Annotated in this window: 19 protein-coding genes; 13 read left to right on the top strand and 6 right to left on the bottom strand. The window is 72.6% G+C overall.

Annotation, left to right across the window (positions count from 1 at the left end):
- Positions 1-6: 6 nt before the first annotated feature.
- From ACZ7OY_RS12480 to ACZ7OY_RS12470, 3 genes are all read right to left on the bottom strand, one after another.
- The gene (locus ACZ7OY_RS12480; protein WP_471911371.1) at positions 7-2436 is read right to left on the bottom strand and encodes a dolichyl-phosphate beta-glucosyltransferase; all 2430 of its coding nucleotides are present in this window, start codon (positions 2434-2436) and stop codon (positions 7-9) included.
- A complete protein-coding gene (locus ACZ7OY_RS12475) occupies positions 2433-3134 on the bottom strand; it encodes a GntR family transcriptional regulator (protein ID WP_471911370.1) in 702 nt (233 codons plus the stop codon). Before ACZ7OY_RS12475 ends, ACZ7OY_RS12480 begins: the two co-directional genes overlap by 4 nt.
- 115 nt (positions 3135-3249) lie before the next feature.
- Positions 3250-4605, bottom strand: a complete 1356-nt coding sequence (locus ACZ7OY_RS12470; RefSeq protein ID WP_471911369.1) for an aminotransferase class III-fold pyridoxal phosphate-dependent enzyme — start codon at positions 4603-4605, stop codon at positions 3250-3252.
- Between the two features lie 219 nt (positions 4606-4824).
- Between ACZ7OY_RS12470 and ACZ7OY_RS12465 the strand changes: the two genes are divergently transcribed.
- Both ACZ7OY_RS12465 and ACZ7OY_RS12460 read left to right on the top strand, forming a co-directional pair.
- On the top strand, positions 4825-6885 hold the full coding sequence (locus ACZ7OY_RS12465; protein WP_471911368.1) for a serine/threonine-protein kinase: 2061 nt from the start codon (positions 4825-4827) through the stop codon (positions 6883-6885).
- A gap of 127 nt (positions 6886-7012) precedes the next feature.
- Entirely contained in the window at positions 7013-8581 is a 1569-nt protein-coding gene (locus ACZ7OY_RS12460; protein ID WP_471911367.1) for a substrate-binding domain-containing protein, read from the top strand.
- A 64-nt stretch (positions 8582-8645) separates the two neighbouring features.
- On the opposite strand, the gene ACZ7OY_RS12455 is transcribed toward ACZ7OY_RS12460, so the two are convergent.
- Positions 8646-9392 (bottom strand): SLATT domain-containing protein, encoded by a 747-nt coding sequence (locus tag ACZ7OY_RS12455; RefSeq protein WP_471911366.1) that lies wholly within the window; start codon positions 9390-9392, stop codon positions 8646-8648.
- Between the two features lie 290 nt (positions 9393-9682).
- Here ACZ7OY_RS12455 and ACZ7OY_RS12450 point away from each other — a divergent pair, with 290 nt between their 5' ends.
- From ACZ7OY_RS12450 to ACZ7OY_RS12420, 7 genes are all read left to right on the top strand, one after another.
- Positions 9683-10027 carry a YbaB/EbfC family nucleoid-associated protein gene (locus ACZ7OY_RS12450; RefSeq protein WP_351614518.1) on the top strand — a complete coding sequence of 115 codons (345 nt, stop codon included), beginning with the start codon at positions 9683-9685 and terminating at the stop codon, positions 10025-10027.
- 114 nt (positions 10028-10141) lie between these two features.
- Complete coding sequence (gene recR, locus ACZ7OY_RS12445) at positions 10142-10741, top strand: recombination mediator RecR (RefSeq protein ID WP_152887147.1); 600 nt, start codon at positions 10142-10144, stop codon at positions 10739-10741.
- A complete protein-coding gene (locus tag ACZ7OY_RS12440; RefSeq protein ID WP_471911365.1) occupies positions 10734-11393 on the top strand; it encodes a DUF5063 domain-containing protein in 660 nt (219 codons plus the stop codon). Before recR ends, ACZ7OY_RS12440 begins: the two co-directional genes overlap by 8 nt.
- A 316-nt stretch (positions 11394-11709) precedes the next feature.
- On the top strand, positions 11710-12984 hold the full coding sequence (locus ACZ7OY_RS12435) for an aspartate kinase (RefSeq protein ID WP_471911364.1): 1275 nt from the start codon (positions 11710-11712) through the stop codon (positions 12982-12984).
- On the top strand, positions 12984-14051 hold the full coding sequence (locus ACZ7OY_RS12430) for an aspartate-semialdehyde dehydrogenase (RefSeq protein ID WP_471911363.1): 1068 nt from the start codon (positions 12984-12986) through the stop codon (positions 14049-14051). The genes ACZ7OY_RS12435 and ACZ7OY_RS12430 overlap by 1 nt, the downstream gene beginning before the upstream one ends.
- Before the next feature lie 525 nt (positions 14052-14576).
- Entirely contained in the window at positions 14577-15152 is a 576-nt protein-coding gene (locus ACZ7OY_RS12425; protein ID WP_471911672.1) for a SigE family RNA polymerase sigma factor, read from the top strand.
- A gap of 116 nt (positions 15153-15268) precedes the next feature.
- Complete coding sequence (locus ACZ7OY_RS12420) at positions 15269-16303, top strand: hypothetical protein (RefSeq protein ID WP_471911362.1); 1035 nt, start codon at positions 15269-15271, stop codon at positions 16301-16303.
- Positions 16304-16441: 138 nt separating this feature from the next.
- On the opposite strand, the gene ACZ7OY_RS12415 is transcribed toward ACZ7OY_RS12420, so the two are convergent.
- Positions 16442-17224, bottom strand: coding sequence for an SURF1 family protein (locus ACZ7OY_RS12415; protein WP_471911361.1), 783 nt, complete (start codon positions 17222-17224; stop codon positions 16442-16444).
- A gap of 218 nt (positions 17225-17442) precedes the next feature.
- Here ACZ7OY_RS12415 and ACZ7OY_RS12410 point away from each other — a divergent pair, with 218 nt between their 5' ends.
- Positions 17443-19269, top strand: coding sequence for a S9 family peptidase (locus ACZ7OY_RS12410; RefSeq protein ID WP_471911360.1), 1827 nt, complete (start codon positions 17443-17445; stop codon positions 19267-19269).
- Between the two features lie 222 nt (positions 19270-19491).
- On the opposite strand, the gene ACZ7OY_RS12405 is transcribed toward ACZ7OY_RS12410, so the two are convergent.
- Positions 19492-21459 carry an NAD-binding protein gene (locus tag ACZ7OY_RS12405; protein WP_471911671.1) on the bottom strand — a complete coding sequence of 656 codons (1968 nt, stop codon included), beginning with the start codon at positions 21457-21459 and terminating at the stop codon, positions 19492-19494.
- A gap of 177 nt (positions 21460-21636) precedes the next feature.
- Here ACZ7OY_RS12405 and ACZ7OY_RS12400 point away from each other — a divergent pair, with 177 nt between their 5' ends.
- The 3 genes from ACZ7OY_RS12400 (at position 21637) to ACZ7OY_RS12390 (ending at position 24980) form a co-directional block, all read left to right on the top strand.
- On the top strand, positions 21637-22692 hold the full coding sequence (locus ACZ7OY_RS12400; RefSeq protein ID WP_471911359.1) for a permease: 1056 nt from the start codon (positions 21637-21639) through the stop codon (positions 22690-22692).
- Entirely contained in the window at positions 22689-23648 is a 960-nt protein-coding gene (locus ACZ7OY_RS12395; RefSeq protein ID WP_471911358.1) for a TIGR03943 family putative permease subunit, read from the top strand. Before ACZ7OY_RS12400 ends, ACZ7OY_RS12395 begins: the two co-directional genes overlap by 4 nt.
- A gap of 120 nt (positions 23649-23768) precedes the next feature.
- Positions 23769-24980 (top strand): amidohydrolase family protein, encoded by a 1212-nt coding sequence (locus ACZ7OY_RS12390; RefSeq protein WP_471911357.1) that lies wholly within the window; start codon positions 23769-23771, stop codon positions 24978-24980.
- Positions 24981-24992: the final 12 nt, after the last annotated feature.

Here is a 24992-nt window from a genome sequence, read left to right as displayed (position 1 = left end):
AGGGGTTCAGCTCCCCTCGTGCAGGTCCCATACCCACACCCCGCCGGTCCACCTACCGGGCCGGCCGACCAGCTTCTCCAGGGCCTGGCGCAGCTGGGTGTCGTTGGGCTGCGGGGCGAGGACGAGCGCGCCCGCCTTCCAGAAGGCGAAGTCCCCCGCGGCCTGCGCCTTCCAGTTCTCGCCGATCACCGGGACCTTGCCCGAGTAGCGGATGTCCCGCAGCAGGCCGGAGGTCTCGCGCGGGGCGGCGCCGTAGATGCCGATGCGGTCCTCGCCGTAGGGGCCGTTGAAGTAGCCGCCGGGCAGCTTGAAGCCGAGGCCCGCGACCGTCTGCCAGTGCAGGGCCTCCGCGTTGCCGGGGTCGGGCAGCGGCACCGGGACCAGGCTCTCGCCGTCGCGGACGTACGACTTCCACAGACCGTCCGCGATGAAGGCGGGGACGTCCGCGCGGTCCGTCGACTTCAGCGGCGCGGGGATCAGCGGGAGCAGGGCGAGCGAGACGGCCAGCAGCCCGGCGTAGACCGTGCCGATCCGGCGGACGGAGGCCAGCCGTTCGATCGCGAGTGCCAGGAGCATGCCGAGGACGGGGGCGCAGACCATCGCGAACCGGCCCTCGATGACCGACTCGAACAGCGGTTTGTCCGCCAGCAGGGCCCAGGGGCCGGGCAGGACCGTTTCGGTGAGCGGGACGCGGATCCTCGGGCCCATCGACAGGAGGGCCGCCGCCAGCGCGGTGAACGCCAGCGCCTTGACCAGGGTCCGCTCCCACAGCCGTACGACGATCGCGAAGGCGAGCAGGACCAGCGGCCAGCCGTAGAAGGCGTTCTGCTCGGTCGGGTTCAGCGAGAGGGCGTTCGCGCGTGTGGCGTCGCCCGCGATCAGGGAGCGTTCGGCGAAGGCGAGCAGGGCGAGCGGGCTGTTGCCGGCGCCGGTGCCGTGCAGGACGCTCTGATAGCTCTGCGGCCCGGTGAACTGCCAGGCCAGTGGGTAACAGATGATCGGCAGACAGACCGCGGCGGCGATCGGCAGGCCCCGCAGCAGCGGCCGCCCGGCCGTCTTCGCCACGTCCCGGCGCAGCAGCCCGTAGGCGCCGGCGAACAGCAGCATCCCGACCGCCGCGAGCAGCAGCGGCTCCTCGCCGAGGAAGACCTGGTAGGCCGTCATCAGGCCCAGGACCACCCCGTCCCTGGTCACCCGGGTGCCCGCGCACAGCCGCAGCGCACGGTCGATGATCAGCGGGATCATGAACAGGATCACGAAGTTGGGGTGGGCGTTGGCGTGGCTGACCATCGGCGGCGCGAAGGCGGCCAGCGAGGCACCGAGGAAGGCCGCCGTCCGCTGCCGTACGACTCGTTTCACGATCAGCCAGTACCAGGCGGCCGCGGTGGCGGCCAGGCCCAGGGTCATGCACAGGCTCAGCGCGAGCGCCGGGCCGAACAGCAGGGTGAGCGGGGCGAACGGTACCGACAGGCCCAGCATGACCGTGTTGGCCATGAGGTTGACGCCGTTCGGGAAGCCCTGGAGGTCGGTGAAGAGCGGGTTGCGCAGATGGGCGACGCTGTCGGCGGTCACCGCGAAGAACCATTCCCACTGGTTCTGGTCCTGGAGGGAGTCCGGGAGGTAGCGGTGGGCCGGGTCGAAGAAGCGGCCCGAGTACAGGGCCGTCGCCATGAGCAGGAACAGCAGGACCGCGAAGGCGTCGGCGGGGCGCAGGGCGCGGAACTTCAGCCGGCCGAGTTCGCCGAGGACCCGGACGTAGTCGAGGGGCCGCACCTTCGACCCGGACTGGTGGGACCAGCTGACCGGGACCTCGGCGAGCGGCCAGCCGGCGCGGCGGAAGTACTGGAGGACCTCGACGTCTATGCCCCAGCCGTCGAGGCGGGAGGCGGCGAAGGCGGCCCGTGCCCGGTCGCCGTCGAACAGTTTGAAGCCGCACTGGGTGTCGCGTATCCCGGGGACCGCGACGCTGCGTATCAGGAAGTTCCCGGCGCGGCCGAGCAGTTCGCGCAGCCGGTGCTGGCGATGGCCGATCGTCGCGCCCGGCACCGAACGGGAGCCGACGGCCGCCGCGTTGCCCTCGCCCAGCGCCTTGTCGAGCTTGTCCAGCTCCTCGATCGGCGCCGCCAGGTCGGCGTCCGTGACCAGCACGCGCCGGCCGCGCGAGGCGGCCACGCCGATCCGCAGGGCGTGGCCCTTGCCCCGGTTGCGGGGGCTCGCGATCAGCTGGATGCGGGGGTCCTCGCGGGCGGTGACGATGTCCCGGGTGGCGTCGGTGGAGCCGTCGTCGGCGACCACGATCTCCCACTCGCCCCAGCGGCCCTCGGGCTCGTCCAGACAGCGGGTGATCGCGTCGAGGGTGGGACCGAGCCGCTGTTCCTCGTTGTAGGCGGGTACGACGACGGTCAGGTCGACGCGGTTTCCCCCGGCGCCGCTCATCCCTCCGCCTGCCGCTCGATGAGGGCCAGGGAGTGCCCGTTGTACTCCTCGACGATCGCCCGGGCGGCGGTGGTGTCGTACTGGGCCAGGGCGTCGACCAGCCGGGTGTGGCCGGACCACAGCCGGCCGCGCAGGTCGCCCTGGTGACGCAGGTGCTGCACCGCGCACACCCAGGACTGCACCCGCAGCCGGTGCAGGAAGTCGACGAGGTAGGGGTTGCCGAACAGGGCGCTGAGCTCGCGCCAGAACCGCAGGTCGTAGCCGATCAGCACGGCCAGGTCACCGGCGTCGGCGGCGCGCTGCGCCTCCTCGCCGCGGCGGCGGACGGCCGCGACGGCGGCGGCGACCCGCGGGTCCGACAGGTCCCGGAGCCGCTTGTGGCCGGATTCGAGCGCGTGGAACATGCCTTCGGTGACCAGTCCGCGGGCCTCGACGATGGCCCGGAAGTCCTCGAACGAGTACTCGTGGACGCGGAAACCGCGGTGCTGGTCGGCCTCCAGGAGGCCCTGTGCGGAGAGGTCGACCAGTGCCTCGCGCACCGGGGTCGCGGAGACCCCGTACTGGTCGGCGATCTCCTTCACCGTGAACTCCTGCCCCGGCTGCAGGCGACCGGCCAGCACCTCGTCACGAAGCGCGTCCGCGATCTGCTGGCGCAGGGTACTGCGGGTCACGGCGCCGTTTCCGGTGGGGCCGGGCATGGTCAGGGGGTCTCCCTCGTCGCGTGGCAGGTGGCGTGCTCGTCCGCAGCGCTCGTGCATGTATACGGGCACGCCACCTTACGCGTTCGGGTTCCCCGACCGCCCGGACCAGGGGTCACTCCGTGTGTTCGTCGGCCACCGAGAGCGCGGCGTCCAGGGCGGCCAGACCCTCCTTCAGTTCCGCCTCGCTCGCGTTGCACGGCGGCACGAAGTGGGTCCGGTTCATGTTGACGAAGGGCCACACGCCGTTCTTCTTCGCGGCGGCGGCGAACGCGGCCATCGGCGCGTTCGCCTCACCGGCCGCGTTGTACGGCACCAGGGGTTCCCGGGTCTCCCGGTTCCTGACCAGGTCGAGCGCCCAGAACATGCCGACGCCGCGCACCTCGCCGACGCTCGGGTGACGCTGCGCCAGCTCCCGCAGCCCCGGTCCGACGACGGACTCGCCCAGCGTCGCCGCGTTCTCGACGATCCCCTCCTCGGCCATCACGTTGATCGTCGCGACGGCGGCCGCACAGGCCAGCGGGTGACCGGAGTACGTCAGACCGCCGGGGTAGGGCCGCCTGGCGAAGGTCTCCGCGATCGCACCGCTGATCGCGACCCCGCCCAGCGGCACGTAACCGGAGTTCACGCCCTTGGCGAAGGTCATCAGGTCCGGCACCACGCCGAACAGGTCGGCCGCGAACCACTCACCGGTGCGCCCGAACCCGGACATGACCTCGTCCAGGACGAAGACGATCCCGTACTTGTCGCAGAGCTCGCGCACCCCGGCCAGATAGCCCGGCGGCGGCACCATGATCCCGGCCGTGCCCGGAATGCCCTCCAGGATGATCGCGGCGATCGTCGCGGGCCCCTCGAAGGCGATCGTCGTCTCCAGGTGCTCCAGCGCCCGAGCGCACTCCTGCTCCTCGGTCTCGGCGTAGAAGCGGGAGCGGTAGAGGAACGGCGCCCAGAAGTGCACGACCCCGGCCGCGCCGCCGTCGGAGGCCCAGCGGCGCGGGTCGCCGGTGATGTTGATCGCCTGCTGGGTGCCGCCGTGGTACGAGCGGTACGCCGCGAGCACCTTGGGTCGGCCGGTGTGCAGCCGGGCCATGCGGACGGCGTGCTCCACCGCGTCGGCGCCGCCGTTGGTGAAGAAGATCTTGTCCAGGTCGCCGGGGGTGCGCTCGGCGATGAGCCGGGCCGCCTCCGAGCGGGCCTCGACGGCGAAGGCCGGGGCGAACGTGGACAGGGTCGCGGCCTGTTCCTGGATCGCGGCGACGACCTTCGGGTGCTGGTAGCCGATGTTCGTGAAGACGAGGCCGCTGGTGAGGTCGAGATAGCGGTTGCCGTCGTAGTCCCAGAAGTACGACCCCTGCGCGCCGGCGACGGCGAGCGGGTCGATGAGCTCCTGGGCGGACCAGGAGTGGAAGACGTGCGCGCGGTCCGCGGCCTTCACGGCGGCGCCGGCCTGGGGGTCGGTCTGAGGCGTCATGGCGGCGAGCGTAAATGTCCGCCCCGCGCGGGCGACAGTGGCGTCCTGTCTGCGGACGACCGCTTTTTGCGACAGGTTGTCCACGTGTAGCGGCGGCCGGGACGGGCCCCGGTCCCGGTGCGGGCCGGCGGCCTGCCGGGGGCCGTCCCCGGACGACTCGCCCGGGGACCGGATTATTCTCGCTGCATTGCACACCTGTGGGGGGAAGGCGGCGCAGTCATGGAGAAGCTGAGGCCCGGGGATCCGCCGCGGATCGGCGGTTACCGGCTGCTGGCGCGGCTCGGGGCCGGCGGGATGGGCCAGGTGTATCTGGCGCGCTCGGACCGTGGGCGGACCGTAGCGGTGAAGCTGGTGCGCCGGGAGCTGGCCGAACAGGAGGTGTTCCGGGCCAGGTTCCGCCAGGAGGTGCAGGCCGCGAGCCGGGTCGGCGGCCACTGGACGGCGCCGGTGCTGGACGCGGACACCGAGGCCGCCGTGCCGTGGGTGGCCACCGGTTATGTCGCCGGGCCGAGCCTGCAGCGGGTCGTCGGGCAGGACCACGGGGCCCTGCCCGAGCGGTCGGTGCGTGTCCTCGCCGCCGGGCTCGCCCAGGCGCTCGGGGACATCCACGCCGCCGGGATCGTCCACCGCGACCTCAAGCCGTCCAACGTGCTGGTGACCATAGACGGCCCGCGGGTCATCGACTTCGGGATCGCGCGGGCCCTGGAGACACCGACCGAGAACGGGCTGACCCGCACCGGCTCGCTCGTCGGGTCACCCGGCTTCATGGCCCCCGAGCAGGTGCGCGGCGACCGGGTCACCCCCGCGTGCGACGTCTTCTGCCTCGGTTCGCTGCTCGTGTACGCCGCGACCGGCGCCCTGCCCTTCGGGCCCGCGGACAGCGGGGTGCACGCCCAGATGTTCCGCATCGCCCAGGAGGAACCCGACCTGACGGGTGTGCCCGAGGGCATCGCCGAACTCGTCCGCGCCTGTCTGAGGAAGGACCCGGCGGCCAGGCCGTCGCTCGCCACGATCCTGGAGCGGACGGGCGCGCAGGACACCGTCGTGGGCGGCCGCTCCCGTGATCCCTGGCTGCCCGCGGCACTGGTGGCCCAGCTCGGCCGGCACGCGATGCGGTTGCTGGAGACGGAGAACCCCGCGGACGCGGCGCAACCGGGCGGCGGGGAAGCCCGGGACGGCGGGGAGGCCCGGGACGGCGGTGGAGACGGCAACGGCCGGGGAGGCCCGGGCGGTCAGGGGAGCCCGGAGGTTCCGGGGGGCCCGGGGGTTCCGGAGGGGACCACGCCTGCGCAGGGAGCTGTTCCCGCTCCCGGCCCGCAGGCCGCCCCGGGGCACACCCCCGCCCCGCAGATCGCCCCCGGGCACACCCCCGCCCCGGAGGCCGCCTCCGGGCACACCTCCGCCCCGGAGGCCGCCCCCGAGCACGCGTCCGCCGCGGACACGGGCGCCGGGAGACCGCCCGCCCCGGCCCCGGCGCAACGGACGGACGCGGCGGCCCCGGCTCCCGTCCAGCCCGCCCACGGCCACCCCCAGCATCCGCAACAGCACCCCGTGCAGCACCCGGCCTACGGCCGCCCCCAGTACGGCGCACCCGCACCGCACGGGCCGTACCACCCCTACGGCGACCCCGGCGCCGCGCCGTCGTACAGCCTTCCGCCCGCCGGCGCGACCGTGTTCCACCAGCCCGGCGGCCCGCAGGAGCCGCGGCCGCGCGACGGCCGCTCCACGGCTCTCCTCGTCGTGATAGCCCTGGTCGTCGCGCTGGCCGCGGGCGGCTCGGTGTTCGCCCTGATGAGCGGGGGCGGACGCCCCGGCACCGGCCCCACCGCCGCGCCGACCACCGCCCCCGCCTCGGCGCATCCCACGGCCCCCGGCCCCTCCGGGAGCCGCCCGGCGAGTTCGGGGCCCGCCTCCTCGCCCGCCGACGGAGCCGTGCCCGAGGCGTACCTCGGCACCTGGGCCGCGACGATCGACAGCGCCGCCGGCCCGAACACCCGCAGGCTGACCATCCGGCAGGGCCGGGTCGGCGAGGCGCTGCTCACGCTGGTCGCCGAAGGACCGGCGGGACAGGGCACGTACCACTGCGAGTTCACCGCGCACCTGACCCGGAAGCCGGGCGCGGACGGCCCGTTGGAGATCGGCCCGTCCACCGTGACCTCCGGCGAGCCGCGTTCCTCCTGCTCGCCCGGTGCGGCGACCGAGGTCACCCTGCTGCCGAGCGGCGCCCTGGAGCGCGTGAACACCAGCACGGGGGAGTCGCTGACGTACGTCAGAGGGTGAACAAGTGCCCTCGGCCGCAGGCGTAGTTGAACGTACGGCGAACTTCGCAGGCGCGGCCTGGAATGCCCGTTCGCGCGGCCTTACGGTGACCGCACGATTTCGGCTCGGGGCAGCGGGGGCACCCACGGTGGAGTGGCTGAGCGCAGAGAACGTCGTGGCCGTGGGGACGGCGGTCCTCGGCATCGTCGCGTCGGGCGTCATGGTCTGGTACGAACGCCGGGTGCCGCGCCGCAAGCGGATCGGCTACCGCGTACAGATGGACAACCCGATCGGCGACGACGTCAGATCGGGCCGGGCCAACAGACGGCTGGGCCTGTTCGACGAGGCCCCGGGGATGGCGGACGCCACGCTGGTCCTGCTGCGGATAGAGAACGACGGTTCGCAGAGCATCGCCGACAACGACTACACCGGACGTGAACTCCACGGTCTGACCGCGGTGTTCACCGAGCGCACCATCCGGGGCGTCTCGGTCACCCAGCCGTCCGGGACCGACCACCTCATGGACCACTTCACCCCGGCCGCCGGGCTCGGCTACGAGGGCAACACCCTGCGCATCCCGCGCGTCCCGCTCAACCGGGGCGACCATTTCAAGCTGCTCGTGCTGCTCTCCGGCGGTGACGTGGGCTGCGAGATCCGGCTCAGCGGCGGCATCCGGGACGGGGAGGTGCACCCCAACCGCAGCGCGACCCCGGACGAGAAGCCGCCCCTGTTCAGCCGGGCGGCCCGGCTGATCACCATCATGCTCACGCTCAGCGTGCTGACCCTCGCCGGCATCGTCGTGTCCGGCGACGGGACCCCGCCGCCCATCGGATGCGCGCACGGCACCCTGACGGTCACCGGCTCGACGGCCTTCGCCCCGGTGCTGAAGGAGGTCGCGCAGAAGTACCAGCAGGACTGCGCGGGGTCGACGGTGGTGGTCGACGCGCACGGTTCGACGGCGGGCATCCGGGACCTGGCGGAGGCCGGCAAGGACGGCAAGGACGGCAAGGACGGCAAGGACGGCAAGAACGGCGAGAACGGCAAGGGCACGCCGTCCCTGATCGCCCTCTCCGACGGACCCAAGCCCGCCGGCATGCCCGAGCTGCGCGAGAACCGGATCGCCGTGTCCGTCTTCGCGCTCGTCGTCAACGACGGCGTCCCGCTGAAGAACCTGTCGACGCGGGACGTACGGCGGCTGTACCGCGGCGAGATCACCAACTGGCGGCAGCTGGGCGGGCCGGACCTGGCCGTGCGCATGGTCAGCCGGGACGCCAACTCCGGGACCCGGCAGGTCTTCCAGCGCCGGGTGCTGGGCCGGGGCGAGATCGCGAACTCCTCCGTCGACTGCGTCCACAAGGACGACCCGACGGCCCCGGTGATCCGCTGCGAGCTGGACTCGACGGACCAGGTGCTGTCGACGGTCGCCGACCTGCCCGGCGCGATCGGCTACAGCGAGCTCAACGCGGCCGACCGCGCGTCGGGCCTGCACCATGTGGACCTCGACGCCGATCCGCCGTCCGTCGACGCCATCGAGCACGGCACGAGCGACTACCCCTACCGGGAGATCGAGTACGCCTACACCTACGGCCGCCCCCCGGCCGACTCGCTGGCGTCGAGCTTCCTGACCTATCTCGCGCGCGGCAACGGCCAGGACGTGATCCGCACCCATGGGCACATACCGTGCTGGACGCCGGAGGGCATGAAGCTCTGCGCATAGGCGTCCGCGTCCATGTCCATGTCCATGTCCGCGTCTGTACCTGTACCTGCGCCGGCCGCCCGGTTCAGCGGGGCTCGGGCGGACGCTGCCGTGGCATGTTCGGCCGGGTCGGGCCCGGTGGCAGGGGGAATCGGCCCGGTCCGGACCCGGTGTCCTGCCGGGGCACGGAGGCCATCGCCGACTGGATGCCCAGGGGTGCCGACCCGGTGCGGAACTCCACCATCCAGTCGGCGGTCTCCGTGCGCACCAGCTCGGTCACGTCCTCCGAGAACCGCCGCAGCACGCCCAGGCAGCGTTCGGCGGCCTCGCTGGCGGTGCCCTCCGCCGGTCCCAGCACCTCTCGCACGCTCTCCGAGGCCCAGTCGAACTGGAGCAGCTGGAGCCGCCGCTGGATCGCCTGCGCGGTCGCCACGTCCCTTATCCATCCCGACGTCACCCCGAAGAACCGGTCGACGCCCACGCACGCCCCCGCCAGCAGCAGCGCGAGATACCCCCAGGGCGCCAACCCGTCGGCGACCCCGGTGAGGTCCAGGAAGGGCAGCGCGGCCCCCGAGGCCGCCCCGGCCGCGGCACCGGTGCGCAGCGCCCAGGCGACCCGCCGCTTGCCCACCCGGTCGGACAGGTACCAGGCCGCGGTCTCCAGCGCCCCGCGCTCCACCCACCGGTACAGCTCGTCCAGCCGCGCGGCGGGCTCGCCCCAGTCGCCGGACGGGAACGCCCGCCCGGTCAGATCGCCCGGCCGCGGCCCGGCCGGGCCCTCGCCGCGCCCGTCCTGAGGCGGACCCTCGGGCTGCATCTCCGGCTGACCCACCCGGCACTCCCTACTGATCCCGACCGATCACGTTGCGTGACGTACTGACATCCTCACATCGCGCCGCCGTGACGTCTGATGCTGATGCGCCGCATCCTTCCTACCGCCCAATGGGTGGCGAAGAGGCCTGTTTCAATGCTTTTCCGCCTGGAAGAGGGGCTTGATCAGGTATAGGACGGACAATCGTGTCACTCGAAAGAGTGCCAGGGCGATGCCTGCCTGGACCACGTAGGCTCGTGCCAGGCGAGGAAAACCTCGCCCCGACAGCCGTACGAAACCAGGAGCTGATCGTGATTCCCGGTGGTGGCCAGCCCAATATGCAGCAGCTGCTCCAGCAGGCCCAGAAGATGCAGCAGGACCTGGCGCGGGCGCAGGAGGAACTGGCGCGGACGGAGGTCGACGGTCAGTCGGGTGGCGGCCTGGTGCGGGCGACCGTGACGGGATCCGGCGAGCTGCGCGCCCTGAAGATCGACCCGAAGGCGGTGGATCCGGAGGACACCGAGACCCTCGCCGACCTGGTCGTCGCGGCGGTCCAGGCGGCCAACGAGAACGCGCAGACCCTCCAGCAGCAGAAGCTCGGCCCGCTGGCGCAGGGGCTGGGCGGCGGCAGCGGCATCCCCGGCCTGCCGTTCTGACGTTCGTACCGAGTCAGGCCCGTACCGCCTTCCTCGAACGGGCGACGGCCAACTACGGTACGTACTGAAAGTCCTCGAAGACCCAGGAAGCGAAAACCCAGGAAGGGCAGTCCGTTGTACGAAGGCGTGGTCCAGGACCTCATCGACGAACTGGGGCGGCTCCCCGGCGTCGGTCCCAAGAGCGCGCAGCGGATCGCCTTCCACATCCTCCAGGCGGAGCCGACGGACGTCCGCCGGCTCGCGCACGCCCTCCTCGAAGTGAAGGCGAAGGTCCGTTTCTGCGCGACCTGCGGCAACGTGGCGCAGGAGGAGCTGTGCGGGATCTGCCGCGACAGCCGCCGCGACGCCACCGTGATCTGTGTCGTCGAGGAGCCCAAGGACGTCGTGGCCATCGAGCGCACCCGTGAGTTCCGCGGCCGCTACCACGTCCTGGGCGGCGCGATCAGCCCGATCGAGGGCGTGGGACCGGACGACCTGCGGATACGGGAACTCCTGGCCCGCCTGGCCGACGGCGCGGTCACCGAGCTGATCCTGGCCACGGACCCGAATCTCGAGGGCGAGGCGACAGCGACGTATCTCGCCCGCATGATCAAGCCCATGGGCCTGAAGGTCACCCGCCTGGCCAGCGGCCTCCCGGTGGGTGGCGACCTGGAATACGCGGACGAGGTCACTCTCGGCCGCGCCTTCGAGGGGAGACGACTCCTAGATGTCTGACGCCACGCTGCACGCGATCGAGCCGAGTCCGGACGACTTCGCGGTCCAGATCGCGGACCAGATCGAGAGCTTCCTGGTAGCCGTCACCGAGGTGGCGAAGGGCGACGAACCCGGTTCGACCGTTCCCTTCCTCCTGCTGGAGGTCTCCCAGCTGCTGCTGGCGGGCGGCCGGCTGGGCGCGCACGAGGACATCGTCCCCGACGAGCGCTACGAGCCCGACTCGGGCCCGGAGCCGGACGTGGACGACCTGCGCGAGAACCTGGCCCGTCTGCTGGACCCGATCGACGTCTACTCGGAGGTCTTCGACCCCTACGAGCCCCGCAAGGCGCCGCTCCCGGCCCGGATCTCCGACGACCTCGCGAACGTCATCACCGACCTGCGCCACGGCATGGCCCACTACCGCGCGGGCCGCACCACGGAGGCCCTGTGGTGGTGGCAGTTCTCCTACTTCTCCAACTGGGGCTCGACGGCCTCGGCCACGCTCAGGGCGCTGCACTCGGTGCTGGCCCACATCCGGCTGGACCAGCCCCTGGAGGAGCTGGACGGCCTGGACACGGACCAGGACGTGAGCGACGACGCGCTGGAGATCGAGGCCGGCCGGGTCATGGCGCAGGAGATCGCGGGCCCGCTGGGGCTCGGTCCGGTCTCCTAGGGCCCGTCGGCGCGAGGGGGCGGGGATCCCAGGCCCGGGATCCCGGCTCCGCCCTCGCGCGGCCGCCCGATCGCCTCCGGCCTACCGCCTCCGCCCTACCGCCTCTGCCCGATCGCCTCTGCAAGCTGAATCACAGCCCCCGTTTGTGTGCCGCGGGTGTCAGTGGGCAGGGAGTGTTCTGGGTACGAGCGGGCGGCCGGACATCTCACCATGCGATACCGCGGAGGTGAAATTCGGGCGCTCGTTAGACTGAGCCGACCCCGCAGTACACCGGCGTATGTGCGGGAAATCAGACAAAACTGAGCGAGGAGCGCACGTGGGCCTTGTCGTGCAGAAGTACGGAGGCTCCTCCGTAGCCGATGCCGAGGGCATCAAGCGCGTCGCCAAGCGAATCGTGGAAGCGAAGAAGAACGGCCACCAGGTGGTCGTCGTCGTTTCCGCGATGGGCGACACGACGGACGAGCTGATCGATCTCGCCGAGCAGGTATCCCCGATGCCTGCCGGGCGTGAGTTCGACATGCTGCTGACCGCCGGAGAGCGTATCTCCATGGCACTGCTGGCCATGGCGATCAAAAACCTGGGCCACGGGGCCCAGTCGTTCACCGGCAGCCAGGCAGGCGTCATCACCGACTCGGTCCACAACAAAGCCCGGATCATCGACGTCACGCCGGGCCGGATCCGCACCGCGCTGGACGAGGGCAACATCGCCATCGTCGCCGGCTTCCAGGGTGTCAGCCAGGACAAGAAGGACATCACCACGCTCGGGCGCGGCGGGTCCGACACCACGGCCGTGGCCCTGGCCGCGGCCCTCGACGCCGAGGTCTGCGAGATCTACACCGACGTCGACGGCGTGTTCACCGCCGACCCGCGGGTGGTGAAGAAGGCGAAGAAGATCGACTGGATCTCCTTCGAGGACATGCTGGAGCTCGCCGCGTCCGGCTCCAAGGTGCTGCTCCACCGCTGTGTGGAGTACGCCCGCCGTTACAACATCCCGATCCATGTGCGCTCGTCCTTCTCGGGACTCCAGGGCACCTGGGTCAGCAACGAGCCGAAGCAAGGGGACCAGAAGGTGGAGCAGGCCATCATCTCCGGTGTCGCGCACGACACCTCCGAGGCCAAGATCACGGTCGTCGGCGTGCCGGACAAGCCGGGCGAGGCCGCCGCGATCTTCCGCACCATCGCCGACGCCCAGGTCAACATCGACATGGTCGTGCAGAACGTGTCCGCCGCCGCGACCGGCCTGACGGACATCTCCTTCACCCTGCCGAAGACCGAGGGCCGCAAGGCCATCGACGCCCTGGAGCGCAACCGGTCGGGCATCGGCTTCGACTCGCTGCGCTACGACGACCAGATCGGCAAGATCTCCCTCGTCGGCGCCGGGATGAAGACCAACCCGGGTGTCACGGCGTCCTTCTTCGAGGCGCTGTCCGACGCGGGCGTGAACATCGAGCTGATCTCCACCTCCGAGATCCGCATCTCGGTCGTCACCCGTGCCGACGACGTGCCGGAGGCCGTCCGCGCGGTGCACACCGCCTTCGGCCTGGACTCCGACAGCGACGAGGCCGTCGTCTACGGGGGCACCGGCCGCTGATGACCGCAACCGGTCGCTCCGCACGGCCGGCGCTGGCGGTCGTGGGAGCGACCGGCGCCGTCGGCACCGTCATGCTCCAGATCCTGTCCCAGCACGCGGACATCTGGGGCGAGATCCGTCTGATCGCCTCGCCGCGCTCGGCCGGCCGCAAGCTGGCCGTGCGCGGGGAGGAGGTCGAGGTGGTGGCCCTGTCGGAGGAGGCCTTCGACGGGATCGACGTCGCCATGTTCGACGTGCCCGACGAGGTCGCCGCGCACTGGGCCCCGCTCGCCGCGGCCAGGGGCGTGGTGGTCGTGGACAACTCCGCCGCCTTCCGGATGGATCCCGAGGTGCCGCTCGTGGTGCCCGAGGTCAACGCGCACCGGGCGCGGGTGCGGCCGCGCGGGATCGTCGCCAGCCCGAACTGCACGACCCTGTCCATGATCGTGGCGCTGGGCGCGCTGCACGCCGAGTTCGGGCTGCACGCGCTGGCCGTCTCGTCGTACCAGGCGGTGAGCGGCGCCGGACGGGCGGGCGTCGAGACCCTGCGGCGGCAGCTGTCCCTGGTCGTCGGCACCGAGCTGGGGTCCGGCCCCGGTGACGTGCGCCGGGCCGTCGGGGACGACACCGGGCCCTTCCCCGAGCCGGTGGCCCTGAACGTCGTGCCGTGGGTCGGATCGCTGCGCGCGGACGGCTGGTCGTCGGAGGAGATGAAGGTGCGGGACGAGTCCCGCAAGATCCTCGGACTGCCGGACCTGCCCGTCGCGGTGACGTGCGTACAGGTCCCGGTGGTGACCACGCACTCGCTCACCGTCCACGCCCGCTTCGAACGCGAGGTGACCGTGGGGCGGGCCCGGGAGATCCTCGCCACCGCCCCCGGGGTCGTCCTGTACGACGATCCGGGCGCCGGCGAGTTCCCGACGCCCGCCGACGTGGTCGGCACGGATCCGACCTGGGTCGGACGGGTGCGCCGGTCGCTGGACGACCCGACCGCGCTGGAACTGTTCGTGTGCGGCGACAATCTGCGCAAGGGCGCCGCGCTCAACACCGCGCAGATCGCCGAACTGGTGGCGGCCGAGCTCGGCTGAGCGGCCGGCCGCCGGGGATAATGCCTGGCGGCGGCCATCTTCGTTTGTACTATCCAGGTGTTCTTCTTTGTACTATCCATGTGTCGCGTGTGCGGTGCTTGTGAGGCGGGTGGGGCGGACCGGTGGTCCAAACCACTTGATCATGAGACCCGTACGACCGAAGATTTTCTCCCCGTCCTCCGCAACCGCGCCGAGGGCGGGGAGCGTCTTTGCGGTCGCCCTTCCGGGTGTGGGGGCGTGTGTGATCCGGGCGTGGGGACACCGTGGCGCGGGAGTGGGGACACCCGCGTATGGACATAGGGGAAGAGCGGGACGCATGAGGGCAATCGAGGCAACGTTCGTTGTGCTGCCTGACGCGAGACCGTCGGCCGGCACAGCCGACACGAAAGTAAAAGTGACGCCCGGCACGTACAACCCTCACCGGGGGGAGCGTGTCCAACTGGCGTGGCAGAGGTACTCGAACTCACAGCGGCGCCCCGCGGCATCGTGCTGCGCCCGCCCCGACCGCCGCGCATGCCCGGCGGCATGCCGGTGATCTCGCCCATGCCCGCAGCGCGGCCCGCCCGCATCCCGAGCCAGCGTGACGGCGCCGACGACACCGTGGCGGCCGGCACGACCGTCGACCACCTCACCGAGACCTACCGCGCCCACTACCGCTCGCTGCTCGGGCTCGCGGCGCTCCTGCTCGACGACACCGCCTCCTGCGAGGACGTCGTCCAGGAGGCGTTCATCCGCGTCCACTCGGCCCGCAAGCGCGTGCGCGATCCGGAGAAGACCCTCGCCTATCTGCGCCAGACGGTCGTCAACCTCTCCCGCTCCGCGCTGCGCCGGCGCATCCTCGGCCTCAAGCTGCTCTCCAAGCCGATGCCGGACATGGCGAGCGCCGAGGAAGGGGCCTACGACCAGCTGGAGCGCGACTCCCTGATCAAGGCGATGAAGGGCCTCCAGCGCCGCCAGCGCGAGGTGCTGGTGCTGCGCTACTTCGCGGACATGACCGAGGCCCAGGTCGCCGAGGCGCTCGGCATCTCGCTGGGCTCGGTGAAGGCGTACGGGTCCCGTGGCATCGCGGCCCTGCGCGTCGCCATGGAGGCGACGGCGTGAGGGAGGAAGCCGAGGGCAGGGACTCCCATGAGCGGCACGAGCCGTACGCGTGGCACGAGCCGATGACGTCGCCGCACGAGCAAGGACCGAAGCAATCGCACGCTGGGAACGGAACCGTGAACCACAGCCCTGACGAAAAGAGCCCGGCCGGGCTCGACTCGGGTGAGCTGGCGCTCCGCAGCCTGCTGCACGAGGCCGTCCGGGACATGGAGCCGCGCGACGGCACCCTGGACCATCTGCGGCGCGCGGTGCCGGCCCGCCGGGCGCGCAAGCGGCAGGCAGTCGTCGGCATGGCGGCCGCCGCCCTCTTCGTCGGCACGGCCGTCCCCGCCCTGCTGCACGTCTCCTACTCCGGTGCCTCCGACGCCGACCCGTCGATCGCGGCCGACAGCTCCCAGGCGCAGGGCGGTGCCACCTCGGGCAAGAACCCGGACGGCGGCTCCAGCACCTCCGGCGGGACCGGCGGCGAGACCTCCGGCACCGGCCAGGACGGCCCCAAGGGCACCGGCCAGAGCAAGGACCCCGGCAACGCCACCGGCGCCTCCGCCGACCCCTCCGCCAGCAGCACGCAGACCGACCCCGTCTGCGCCGCCGACCAGCTCGGCTCAAGCAGCGCGACCGCCGAGGTCCCCGACTCGGCCGGCGTCGTCTACGGCACCTTCCGGGTCGCCAACGTCTCCACCACGGGCTGTACGGTCGGCGGGCCCGGCAGCGTCTCGCTGCTCGCCCAGGGGGCCGCGGACGCCACCAGGATCACCGTGGTGGAACATGCCGCGGGCGACGCGGCGGCCGGGCTGCCCGACCCGTCGCTCTACGTCCCCCAGCTGACCATCGCGCCCGGCTCCGCCTACGAGGTGAAGTTCGCCTGGGTGCCCTCGGCGACCTGTCCCACCACCGGCGCGGGCAACGGCTCCGACAGCGGCGGCACCACCCCCGACCCGAGCCCGAGCCCGAGCGGAGGGAGCGCCGCCTCGGGCTCCACCACCGGCGACACCGGCACCTCCGCACAGACGATCAGGGCGGACGGCACGGCCGACGGCAGTGTGGTCGCCTCGTACACCCCGGAGGCGGGCTCGCCGACGGCCTCGGTCGCGGTGTCCAACGCCTGCACGGGCACGATCTACCGGACGGGCGTGCTGGCAGCGTCGTAACGGCGACGGGTACGGCGATGGGCACGGGCACGGGTACGGCGACGGGTACGGGATCCGGGTCGCCGGGGGCCGTGCGGGTCCGGCGCGCGATCCGGTGACGTGGACGGGCCGTCGGGGAACTCCTCGGCGGCGGCCCGGTCAGACGGCCGCCGGCTGCTCCCCCTCGGGCAGCAGCCCCAGCTCCGCGTCCCGCGCGAACTCCACCTCACGGCGCATCAGCCGGAACCACATGAAGACCACGAAGCCGGCGAACACGAACCACTCACCGGTGTAGCCGAGGTTCTGGAACGCCTTCAGATCCAGCCCGGTGTCCGCCGCGGCGGCCGCGGGCACGGCCTTCATCCCCGAGTCCCCCCGGTTCAGCGTGACCCAGGCGTCGTACACGTCGTACGGCACGAGGTTCACCAGGGACGCCGCGCTGATCGCCGCCGTCTGCCCGGCGGGCAGCCCGCCGCGCGCGCTGACGCCGTTGTCCCCGGGGGTCTCGGACGCCTGGAGCGCGCCGGTGACGGTGACCTCGCCGGCCGGCGGGGCCGGGGCCTTCGCCGGGTCGGCGCTGCCGGGCAGCCAGCCGCGGACGACGGGCAGGGTCTTGCCGCCGTCGGTGCGCAGCAGCGTCAGCACGTAGAAGCCCTCGCGGCCGGCCAGCTCACGGTCGGGGACGAGCAGCTGCTGGCCGTACCGGCCGGTCGCGGTGACCTGGTCGCCGGACGTCTCCTTGTCCACGGGCAGCAGCTCGGCCAGCGGCCGGGCCGCCTTCGTGCGGTCGGCCGTGGCCTGCTCGCCCGCCTCGCGGTGGTCGGCCACCCGGGACTCGAACCGGCTCAGCTGCCAGGACCCCATGAAGACGCAGAAGGGGATGGCCAGCAGGACGAAGAGGTTGATCCCCCACCAGCGGGGCGTCAGCAGGAACCGGTACACACCGACCACGGTACGGGGCGCCCGTGCGCGGCCGGTCGGCGGGGCGGCGGCCGGCCCACCCGGCGGAGGCCCACCCTGCGGAGGCCCGCCCAGCGGAGGCCCGCCCCGCGGAGGAAAGGTAAGAGAAGGAACGCGGAACGGTAAGGGACTGCCTGAAGTTGTCCACAGCCTGGGGACCTCGCCGGTGGATCGGCGCGCGGGACGGGCAGTATGGGGCCATGACTGAGAGCAACGGGTCCGTCTCGCCGGATCAGCAGGTACAGCGCGAGGAGATGCCGGACTGGGAGAAGCGCTTCCGGGCGCCGCGGGTGTCGCTGCCCGACTGGGCGGAGGACGCACCGCACCGCTCCCTGTTCGTGTCGAACGCGACCGGGACGTACGAGCTGTACGCCTGGGACCGTTCGACGGACGAGCAGCGCCAGGTGACGGACCGGCCGAACGGCACGACCGACGGCGTGCTCTCCCCGGACGGCGCCTGGATCTGGTGGTTCGACGACAAGGACGGCGACGAGTTCGGCGTCTGGCGCCGCCAGCCCTTCGCGGGCGGCGAGGACGAGCTCGCCGCGCCCGGCCTGGACGCGTCGTACCCGGCGGGCCTGGCCCTGGGCAGGGACGGCCGCACGGCCGTCGTCGGCCGCTCCACGGACGACGACGGTACGACCCTGCACCTCGCCCGGGTGGGCGAGTCCCCGGTGGAGATCTACCGGCACCGCGAGTCGGCGGGCGTCGGCGACCTCTCGCACGACGGCTCGCTGATCGCCATCGAGCACACCGAGCACGGCGACGCGATGCACTCGGCGCTGCGCGTGCTGCGCCCCGACGGCACCGCGGTCGCCGAACTGGACGACACCGAGGGCGGCACCCGGGAGCTGGGCCTGGAGGTGCTCGGCTTCGCCCCGGTCGACGGCGACACCCGACTGCTCATCGGCCACCAGCGGCGCGGCCGCTGGGAGCCGCTGGTGTGGGACGTGGCGACGGGCGGCCAGAGCGACCTGATGCTGGACCTGCCGGGCGACGTGAGCGCCGAGTGGTACCCGGACGGCAGCGGACTGCTGATCGCGCACGGCTTCGAGGCCCGCAGCGAACTCTTCCGCTACGGCCTCACCACCGGCGCGCTGGAGCGGATCCCCACGCCGCCCGGCACGGTCTCCGGGGCGACGGCCCGCCCGGACGGCACGGTGGAGTACCTGTGGTCGTCGTCGGCCGAACCGTCCACCGTCCGCTCGACGGGCGGCGGGGTGGTCCTGGACCCGCCGGGCCTGAAGTCCCCGGGCTCGGTGCCGGTCGAGGACGTCTGGGTGGAGGGGCCGGGCGGCCGTATCCACGCCCTGATCCAGAAGCCCGCGGGCGCCACCGGACCGCTGCCCACGGTCTTCGACATCCACGGCGGCCCGACCTGGCACGACAGCGACTCCTTCGCGGCGGCCCCGGCGGCCTGGGTGGACCACGGGTACGCGGTGGTCCGGGTCAACTACCGCGGCTCGACCGGCTACGGCCGGGCCTGGACGGACGCCCTGAAGCACCGCGTCGGCCTGATCGAGCTGGAGGACATCGCCGCCGTCCGCGACTGGGCGATCGACTCCGGCCTGGCCGACCCCTCCCGGCTGATCCTCACCGGCGGCTCCTGGGGCGGCTACCTCACCCTGCTGGGCCTCGGCGTCCAGCCGGACGCCTGGACCCTGGGCATCGCCGTGGTCCCGGTCGCCGACTACGTCACGGCCTACCACGACGAGATGGAGGCCCTGAAGGCGATGGACCGCACCCTGCTGGGCGGCACCCCGGAGGAGGTCCCGGCCCGCTTCGAGGCGTCCTCCCCGCTCACCTACGTGGACCGGGTCAAGGCCCCGGTCTACATCTCGGCGGGCGTCAACGACCCGCGCTGCCCGATCCGCCAGATCGAGAACTACGTCAAGCGCCTGGAGAGCCGCGCCGCGGTCCACGAGGTGTACCGCTACGACGCGGGCCACGGCTCGCTGGTCGTGGACGAGCGGATCAAGCAGGTACGGCTGGAACTGGAGTTCGCCGAGAGACACCTCGGCGGCTGACGACCGCGCTCATCCGGTCCCGTCCGGCGGACGAGGACGGGACCGTCCGGCCCGACCGGGCTCCGGGGCACTGCCCCGGGGCCCGGAACGGGCGGGGGCGGAAACGGTTGCCGCCCGTCTCTGGCGCGTGCGGGGACGGTGGCCGCCTGGCCGGGTGCGGGGACGGTGGCCGATCGTTCCGGGTGCGGGGACGATGGCCGCCCGTTCCGGGTGCGGGTGCTCCTACGGCCCTTCCTGTCTGCGGGTCCGCCGGCCCAGCAGCTCCGCCATCCCCCGTCGCGTCGCCGCCAGCACCACCCGGTCCTCGTGCCCCAGCACATAGGTGTCGGGCAGGTTCCACACCAGCCCCGACTCACCCTGCCCGGCCTCGGAAGGTCTTGAACCCGTCTGCGACGCCGGCCCGGCGCCGGCCGGCTCGGACCCCGCCGGTACGCACGACCCCGTCGGGTCCAGCGCCAGCACCCGCCAGGCTCCCGCCCGGAACGCCTCGGCCACCGTCTTCCCCGCCAGCTGCGGATGGTCGCCCACCCGCACCGCCGCGAACAGCAGCACCCGCCGCTCCACCGGGATCGCCCCCAGGATCTGCCGCCCCAGCATCGCCCCGGCGAAAGCGGGCGCCGCCAGATGCGAGACGCTCCGGCTGCGGGTGAGCGCCTGGGGATGCGCGGCCCGCAGGGTCCGGAACACGGCGGTCGAGAAGTCGTCGTCGTACAGCCGCAGCACCACCCGCAGATCGGGCCGCAGGGCCCGTGCGTACAGCACCGCCTCCAGGTTCGTGGTGTCCGAACTCGTCACCGCGAGCAGGGCGTTCGCCCGATGGATCTTGGCGGCCTCCAGGACGCCCTCCTGGGTGACGTCCCCCAGCACCACCGGCACCCGCAGGCGCCGGGCCAGCGCCAGCCCCCGGGCCTCCGGTCCGCTCTCCACGCACACCACGGGGATGTTCAGTTCCCGCAGTCGTTTCAGCACCCGGGTGCCGATCTTGCCGAGTCCGAGGAGCACCACGTGCCCGCTCATCCCACGCGGCGGCTTGCGCAGCGCGGACGCGCTGCGGAACGTGCCGAGGGCCTCCAGCACCGCCGCCAGCAGCACCGGCAGCAGCAGCAACCCGACCAGTCCGGACAGGAGTTGCAGCACCTGCCGCCCGGTGGACGCCCCGATCGCCGGGTCGTCGATGGCGAAGAGGTCCAGCAGGGTGAGATACAGCGCGCCCAGCGGATGGATCCCGGTCACCAGCGACAGGGCCACCGCCAGCGCCAGCACACAGCCCGCGAGCCCGGCCAGCGACAGCCGCAGCTGGCGCGAGAACAGCGAGGTGAACGGCGGTACGACGCCCCTGCCGAGGCCGGCCGACGCCGACGCGGGCGGCACGGTGTACGACACCTGTTCCAGCACGACGGTCCCGCGCCCGGAGGCGGCGCGGACCGCTGCCGCGTCGGGCAGCAGCTGCGGTTCGTTCTCTCCGCCGGTCTCGGAACCGGCCACGCCCGACGGGTCGTTGAGCGTCGGGGACAGCAGGGCGAGCGTGGCCAGCCCGGGATCGGCCGCCTGGCCGGGCCCCGGCGGCGGCCGGTCCACCGCGCGCAGCAACAGCCCTTCCGTCTGTACGACCTTGGTGGTGCCGGCGACGGCGGAGGCCACCAGCGCGGGCGCCGCGGTGTCGGCGTCGGACAGCACCGTGGTGGAGGCGTCGCCCAGGCCCACGGTGCCGTCGGCGGCGGCCGCCAACGCGGCCGTCTGGTCGAGGAGTTCCTCGATGTGCTGCCCCAGCCGCCAGTTGTACAGCCGCAGCACGAGCCGCAGCCGGGGATTGAGCCGGCGGGCGGTGAGGGCCGCGCGGATGTTGGTCTCGTCGTCCTCGTACACCAGCGCCAGCGCGGCCGCCTGCGCCACGCCGGCCTCGGCCAGCACGACCTCGGACGGCTCGTCCGCCGTCAACGTCCGCTCGCGCCCGGTGGATTCACCGCCGGAGCCGCCGCCGTTGCCGCCGCCGTTGCCCGAGGCCCGGCCGACCGCCGCGCTCACCACCCGGTCGAGCAGCGCCGCCGACACCGCCCTGGCCCGCTCGACCGCCGGCGCCCGGGTCGTGCGCTGCGCGGGCGGGACGACGAGCGTGACCTGCTCCTCGTACACCCCGCGCAGCTCGGCTGCGAGCCGGTGCGCGAGTCCGTCGTCGCCGCAGACCACCATGTGCGCGCCGACGTCCGTCGGCAGACCCTGATTCGGAACGCTCGCCACGAGGGAGAAGACTGCCCCACCGGGACGGATGGTTCCAGACGGGACCTGAACACCGCTCCCCGCGGCCGCGTAGTAAAAGGGGGAAACACGGAGAACACGGAGAACGCGGAAAGCGGAGGTGCCCGACCCGTGGCGATCACCGACACGGCTCCGCCGGGAGCCGACGACGGTGCCGGCCTCGCTCCCGACGCCGGCCCGGGCCCCGATGCCGGCTCCCGCGAGCCGCAGCGGGAGGGCCGCCGGCCCGACTCCACCCTCGTGCTGATGATGCTCCTGCTGGTGCTGGTGTCGTTCCAGGGCCCGCTGCGCCGGGCGCTGTCCGCCCCGGTGATGCAGAGCTGGACGACGGTGTTCGTGGCAGTGGTCGTCCAGGCCCTGCCCTTCCTGGTCCTCGGCGTCCTGCTGTCGGCGGCCATCGCCGTCTTCGTGCCGCCCTCCTTCTTCGCCCGCGCCCTGCCGAGCCGCCCCGCGCTGGCCGTGCCCGTCGCGGGGATGGCGGGTGCGGTGCTGCCGGGCTGCGAGTGCGCGTCGGTGCCGGTGGCGGGCGCGCTGGTGCGCCGGGGCGTCACCCCCGCCGCCGCCCTGGCCTTCCTCCTCTCCGCCCCGGCCATCAACCCGATCGTGCTGACCGCGACAGCCGTGGCCTTCCCCCGCAACCCCGAGATGGTGCTGGCCCGCTTCGTCGCGAGCCTGGTGGTGGCGTGTGCGATGGGCTGGCTGTGGCAGCGCCTGGGCCGTACCGACTGGCTGCGGCTGCCCGCGCACGCGCCGCACGACGGTGAGAGCAAGGGCGCGGCGTTCTGGGGTTCGGTCCGGCACGACGTGATGCACGCGGGCGGGTTCCTGGTGCTGGGCGCGATGGCGGCGGCGACCCTGAAGGCGGTGGCGCCCGCGAGCTGGCTGCGGACCGCGGCCGACAACCCGGTGCTCGCGGTCCTCGCCCTGTCGGTGCTGGCCGTGCTGCTGTCGATCTGCTCGGAGGCGGACGCGTTCGTGGCCTCGTCGCTGTCCCAGTTCTCGCTGACGGCCCGGCTCGCGTTCCTGGTCGTCGGCCCGATGATCGACCTGAAGCTGTTCGCCATGCAGGCCGGCACCTTCGGCCGGGCCTTCGCCCTGCGCTTCGCCCCCGCCACGTTCGTCCTCGCGATCACCGTGGCGGTCCTGACCGGGACGGTGCTCCTGTGAACCGCCTTGCCCAGGCAGCCGTCATGTTCCTGCTCGGCGCGGCACTGCTGCACGCCGGGGTGACCGACCTCTATCTGCGCTACGTCAAGGCGGGCCTCCAGCCGCTGCTGCTGGCCTCGGGCGCGGTCCTGATCGCGGCGGCGCTGGCGACCGCGTGGTACGAGCGCCGCGCGGCGCAGGCGCCGAAGGCACCCATGGCACCCACGGCACCGAAGGCCCCCACGGCGGCCGCGACGGCCGAGGCGGCGAAAGAGCCCGTGACGGCCACGAGGGCCGAGGCGGCCACGAGGGCCGAGGCGGCCACGAGGGCCGAGGCGGCCGCGACCGCCGAGGCTGCGCAGGCGCCCGCTGCGGCCGGAACGCCGGAGGAGGCCTCCGTTGCCGAAGCCGCTCATGGCCACGGCCACGGCCACGGACAAGGTCACGGCCAAGGTCACGGCCACGTGCACCGCGAGCCCCGGATCTCGTGGCTCCTGGTCCTTCCCCTGTTGGCCCTCATCCTGGTCGCCCCGCCCGCCCTCGGCTCCTACACCGCGACCCGCACGGGTACGGCCCTGCAGCAGCCGCTCGCCTATCCGCCGCTGCCCGCCGCCGGCCCGCTGCGCCTCAGCGTGGTCGACTACGCGGGCCGGGCGGTCTACGACCACGGCCGCACCCTCACCGGCCGCCGGATCCAGCTCACCGGCTTCGTGGCCCTCGACCACGACGGCACCCCGTACCTGGTCCGGATGGCCCTCAACTGCTGTGCCGCGGACGCCCAGCCGGTCAAGGTCGGCCTGACCGGCCACATCCCGCCGGTCCTCCAGCCGGACACCTGGCTCCAGATCACCGGCACCTACACCGCCCGGCGGGTGAAGGACCCCGTCAACAACGGCCCGATCCCGTTCATCGAGGTCATCGGGGCGAAGCCGGTGCCGGTGCCGCACGACCCGTACGACGAGACCTGGAACACCTGACGGGGTCCGCGGGGGCGGCCGGAGGGAACCGCCGGGCTGCCCCTTGCGGTCGAGGTGAGCACCACCTAACTTGAACTGACGGACCGTCAGATTCGTTGGTGGGGCAGTGAGGGGTTGATCATGGTCGGCAAGGACGGCGGCACCGCGGAACTGCCCAGGGTCATCAGCGTGGACGACCACGTGATCGAGCCCGCGCACCTGTTCGAGACCTGGCTGCCGAGCAAGTACCGGGACAAGGGGCCGAAGCCCTTCACCGCCGGGATCGGAGACCTGGCGTACGTCGGCGGGAAGTACCGCTTCACCACCGACCCGGACGGCCAGCCGACCGACTGGTGGGAGTACGAGGGCGAGATCTTCCCGTACAAGCGCATCATCGCGGCCGTCGGGTTCTCGCGCGACGAGATGACCCTCGACGGCATCACCCGCGAGCAGATGCGACGCGGCTGCTGGGACCCCAAGGCCCGGCTGGCGGACATGGACCTCAACCACGTCGAGGCCTCGCTGTGCTTCCCGACCTTCCCGCGCTTCTGCGGTCAGACCTTCGCCGAGGCCCGGGACAAGGAGGTCGGACTCGCCTGCGTCCGCGCCTACAACGACTGGATGGTCGAGGAGTGGTGCGGGGACAGCGGCGGCCGCCTGATCCCGCTGTGCCTGATCCCGCTGTGGGACGTGGACCTGGCCGTCGCGGAGATCCGGCGCAACGCGGCCCGCGGGGTGCGGGCGGTGACCTTCAGCGAGATCCCCACCTATCTCGGGCTCCCCTCGATCCACTCCGGCTACTGGGACCCGTTCTTCGCCGCCTGCGAGGAGACCGGCACGGTCGTCAACATGCACATCGGCTCGTCGTCGCAGATGCCGGCGGCCTCCCCGGACGCGCCCCCGGCCGTGCAGGCCGCGCTGAGCTTCAACAACGCCATGGCCTCGATGATGGACTTCCTCTTCTCCGGCGTGCTGGTGAAGTTCCCGCGGCTGAAGCTCGCCTACAGCGAGGGGCAGATGGGATGGATCCCGTACGCCCTGGAGCGCGCCGACGACGTGTGGGAGGAGCACCGGGCCTGGGGCGGGGTCAAGGACCTGATCCCGGAGCCGCCCTCGACGTACTACTACCGGCAGATCTTCTGCTGCTTCTTCCGCGACCGGCACGGCATCGAGGCGATCGAGACCGTGGGCGTGGACAACGCGACCTTCGAGACGGACTACCCGCACGTCGACTCGACCTGGCCGCACACCAAGGCGGTGGCGCAGGAGCATGTGGCGGGCCTGTCGGACGAGGTGACGTACAAGCTGCTGCGGGGCAACGCCATCCGGATGCTGGAGCTTCCCTTCGACTAGGGACCGACCAGT

The organism is Streptomyces sp. NPDC107559 (assembly GCF_055657365.1).
This window is presented reverse-complemented; position numbering and strand designations above follow the sequence as displayed.

What these genes read in the sequence shown, in the direction of transcription:
- ACZ7OY_RS12480 (WP_471911371.1), bottom strand. Translation starts at nt 2,436, where the DNA reads ATGAGCGGCGCCGGGGGAAACCGCGTCGACCTGACCGTCGTCGTACCC.
- ACZ7OY_RS12475 (WP_471911370.1), bottom strand. Translation starts at nt 3,134, where the DNA reads ATGCCCGGCCCCACCGGAAACGGCGCCGTGACCCGCAGTACCCTGCGC.
- ACZ7OY_RS12470 (WP_471911369.1), bottom strand. Translation starts at nt 4,605, where the DNA reads ATGACGCCTCAGACCGACCCCCAGGCCGGCGCCGCCGTGAAGGCCGCG.
- ACZ7OY_RS12465 (WP_471911368.1), top strand. Translation starts at nt 4,825, where the DNA reads ATGGAGAAGCTGAGGCCCGGGGATCCGCCGCGGATCGGCGGTTACCGG.
- ACZ7OY_RS12440 (WP_471911365.1), top strand. Translation starts at nt 10,734, where the DNA reads ATGTCTGACGCCACGCTGCACGCGATCGAGCCGAGTCCGGACGACTTC.
- ACZ7OY_RS12430 (WP_471911363.1), top strand. Translation starts at nt 12,984, where the DNA reads ATGACCGCAACCGGTCGCTCCGCACGGCCGGCGCTGGCGGTCGTGGGA.
- ACZ7OY_RS12425 (WP_471911672.1), top strand. Translation starts at nt 14,577, where the DNA reads ATGCCGGTGATCTCGCCCATGCCCGCAGCGCGGCCCGCCCGCATCCCG.
- ACZ7OY_RS12410 (WP_471911360.1), top strand. Translation starts at nt 17,443, where the DNA reads ATGACTGAGAGCAACGGGTCCGTCTCGCCGGATCAGCAGGTACAGCGC.
- ACZ7OY_RS12405 (WP_471911671.1), bottom strand. Translation starts at nt 21,459, where the DNA reads ATGGTGGTCTGCGGCGACGACGGACTCGCGCACCGGCTCGCAGCCGAG.
- ACZ7OY_RS12390 (WP_471911357.1), top strand. Translation starts at nt 23,769, where the DNA reads ATGGTCGGCAAGGACGGCGGCACCGCGGAACTGCCCAGGGTCATCAGC.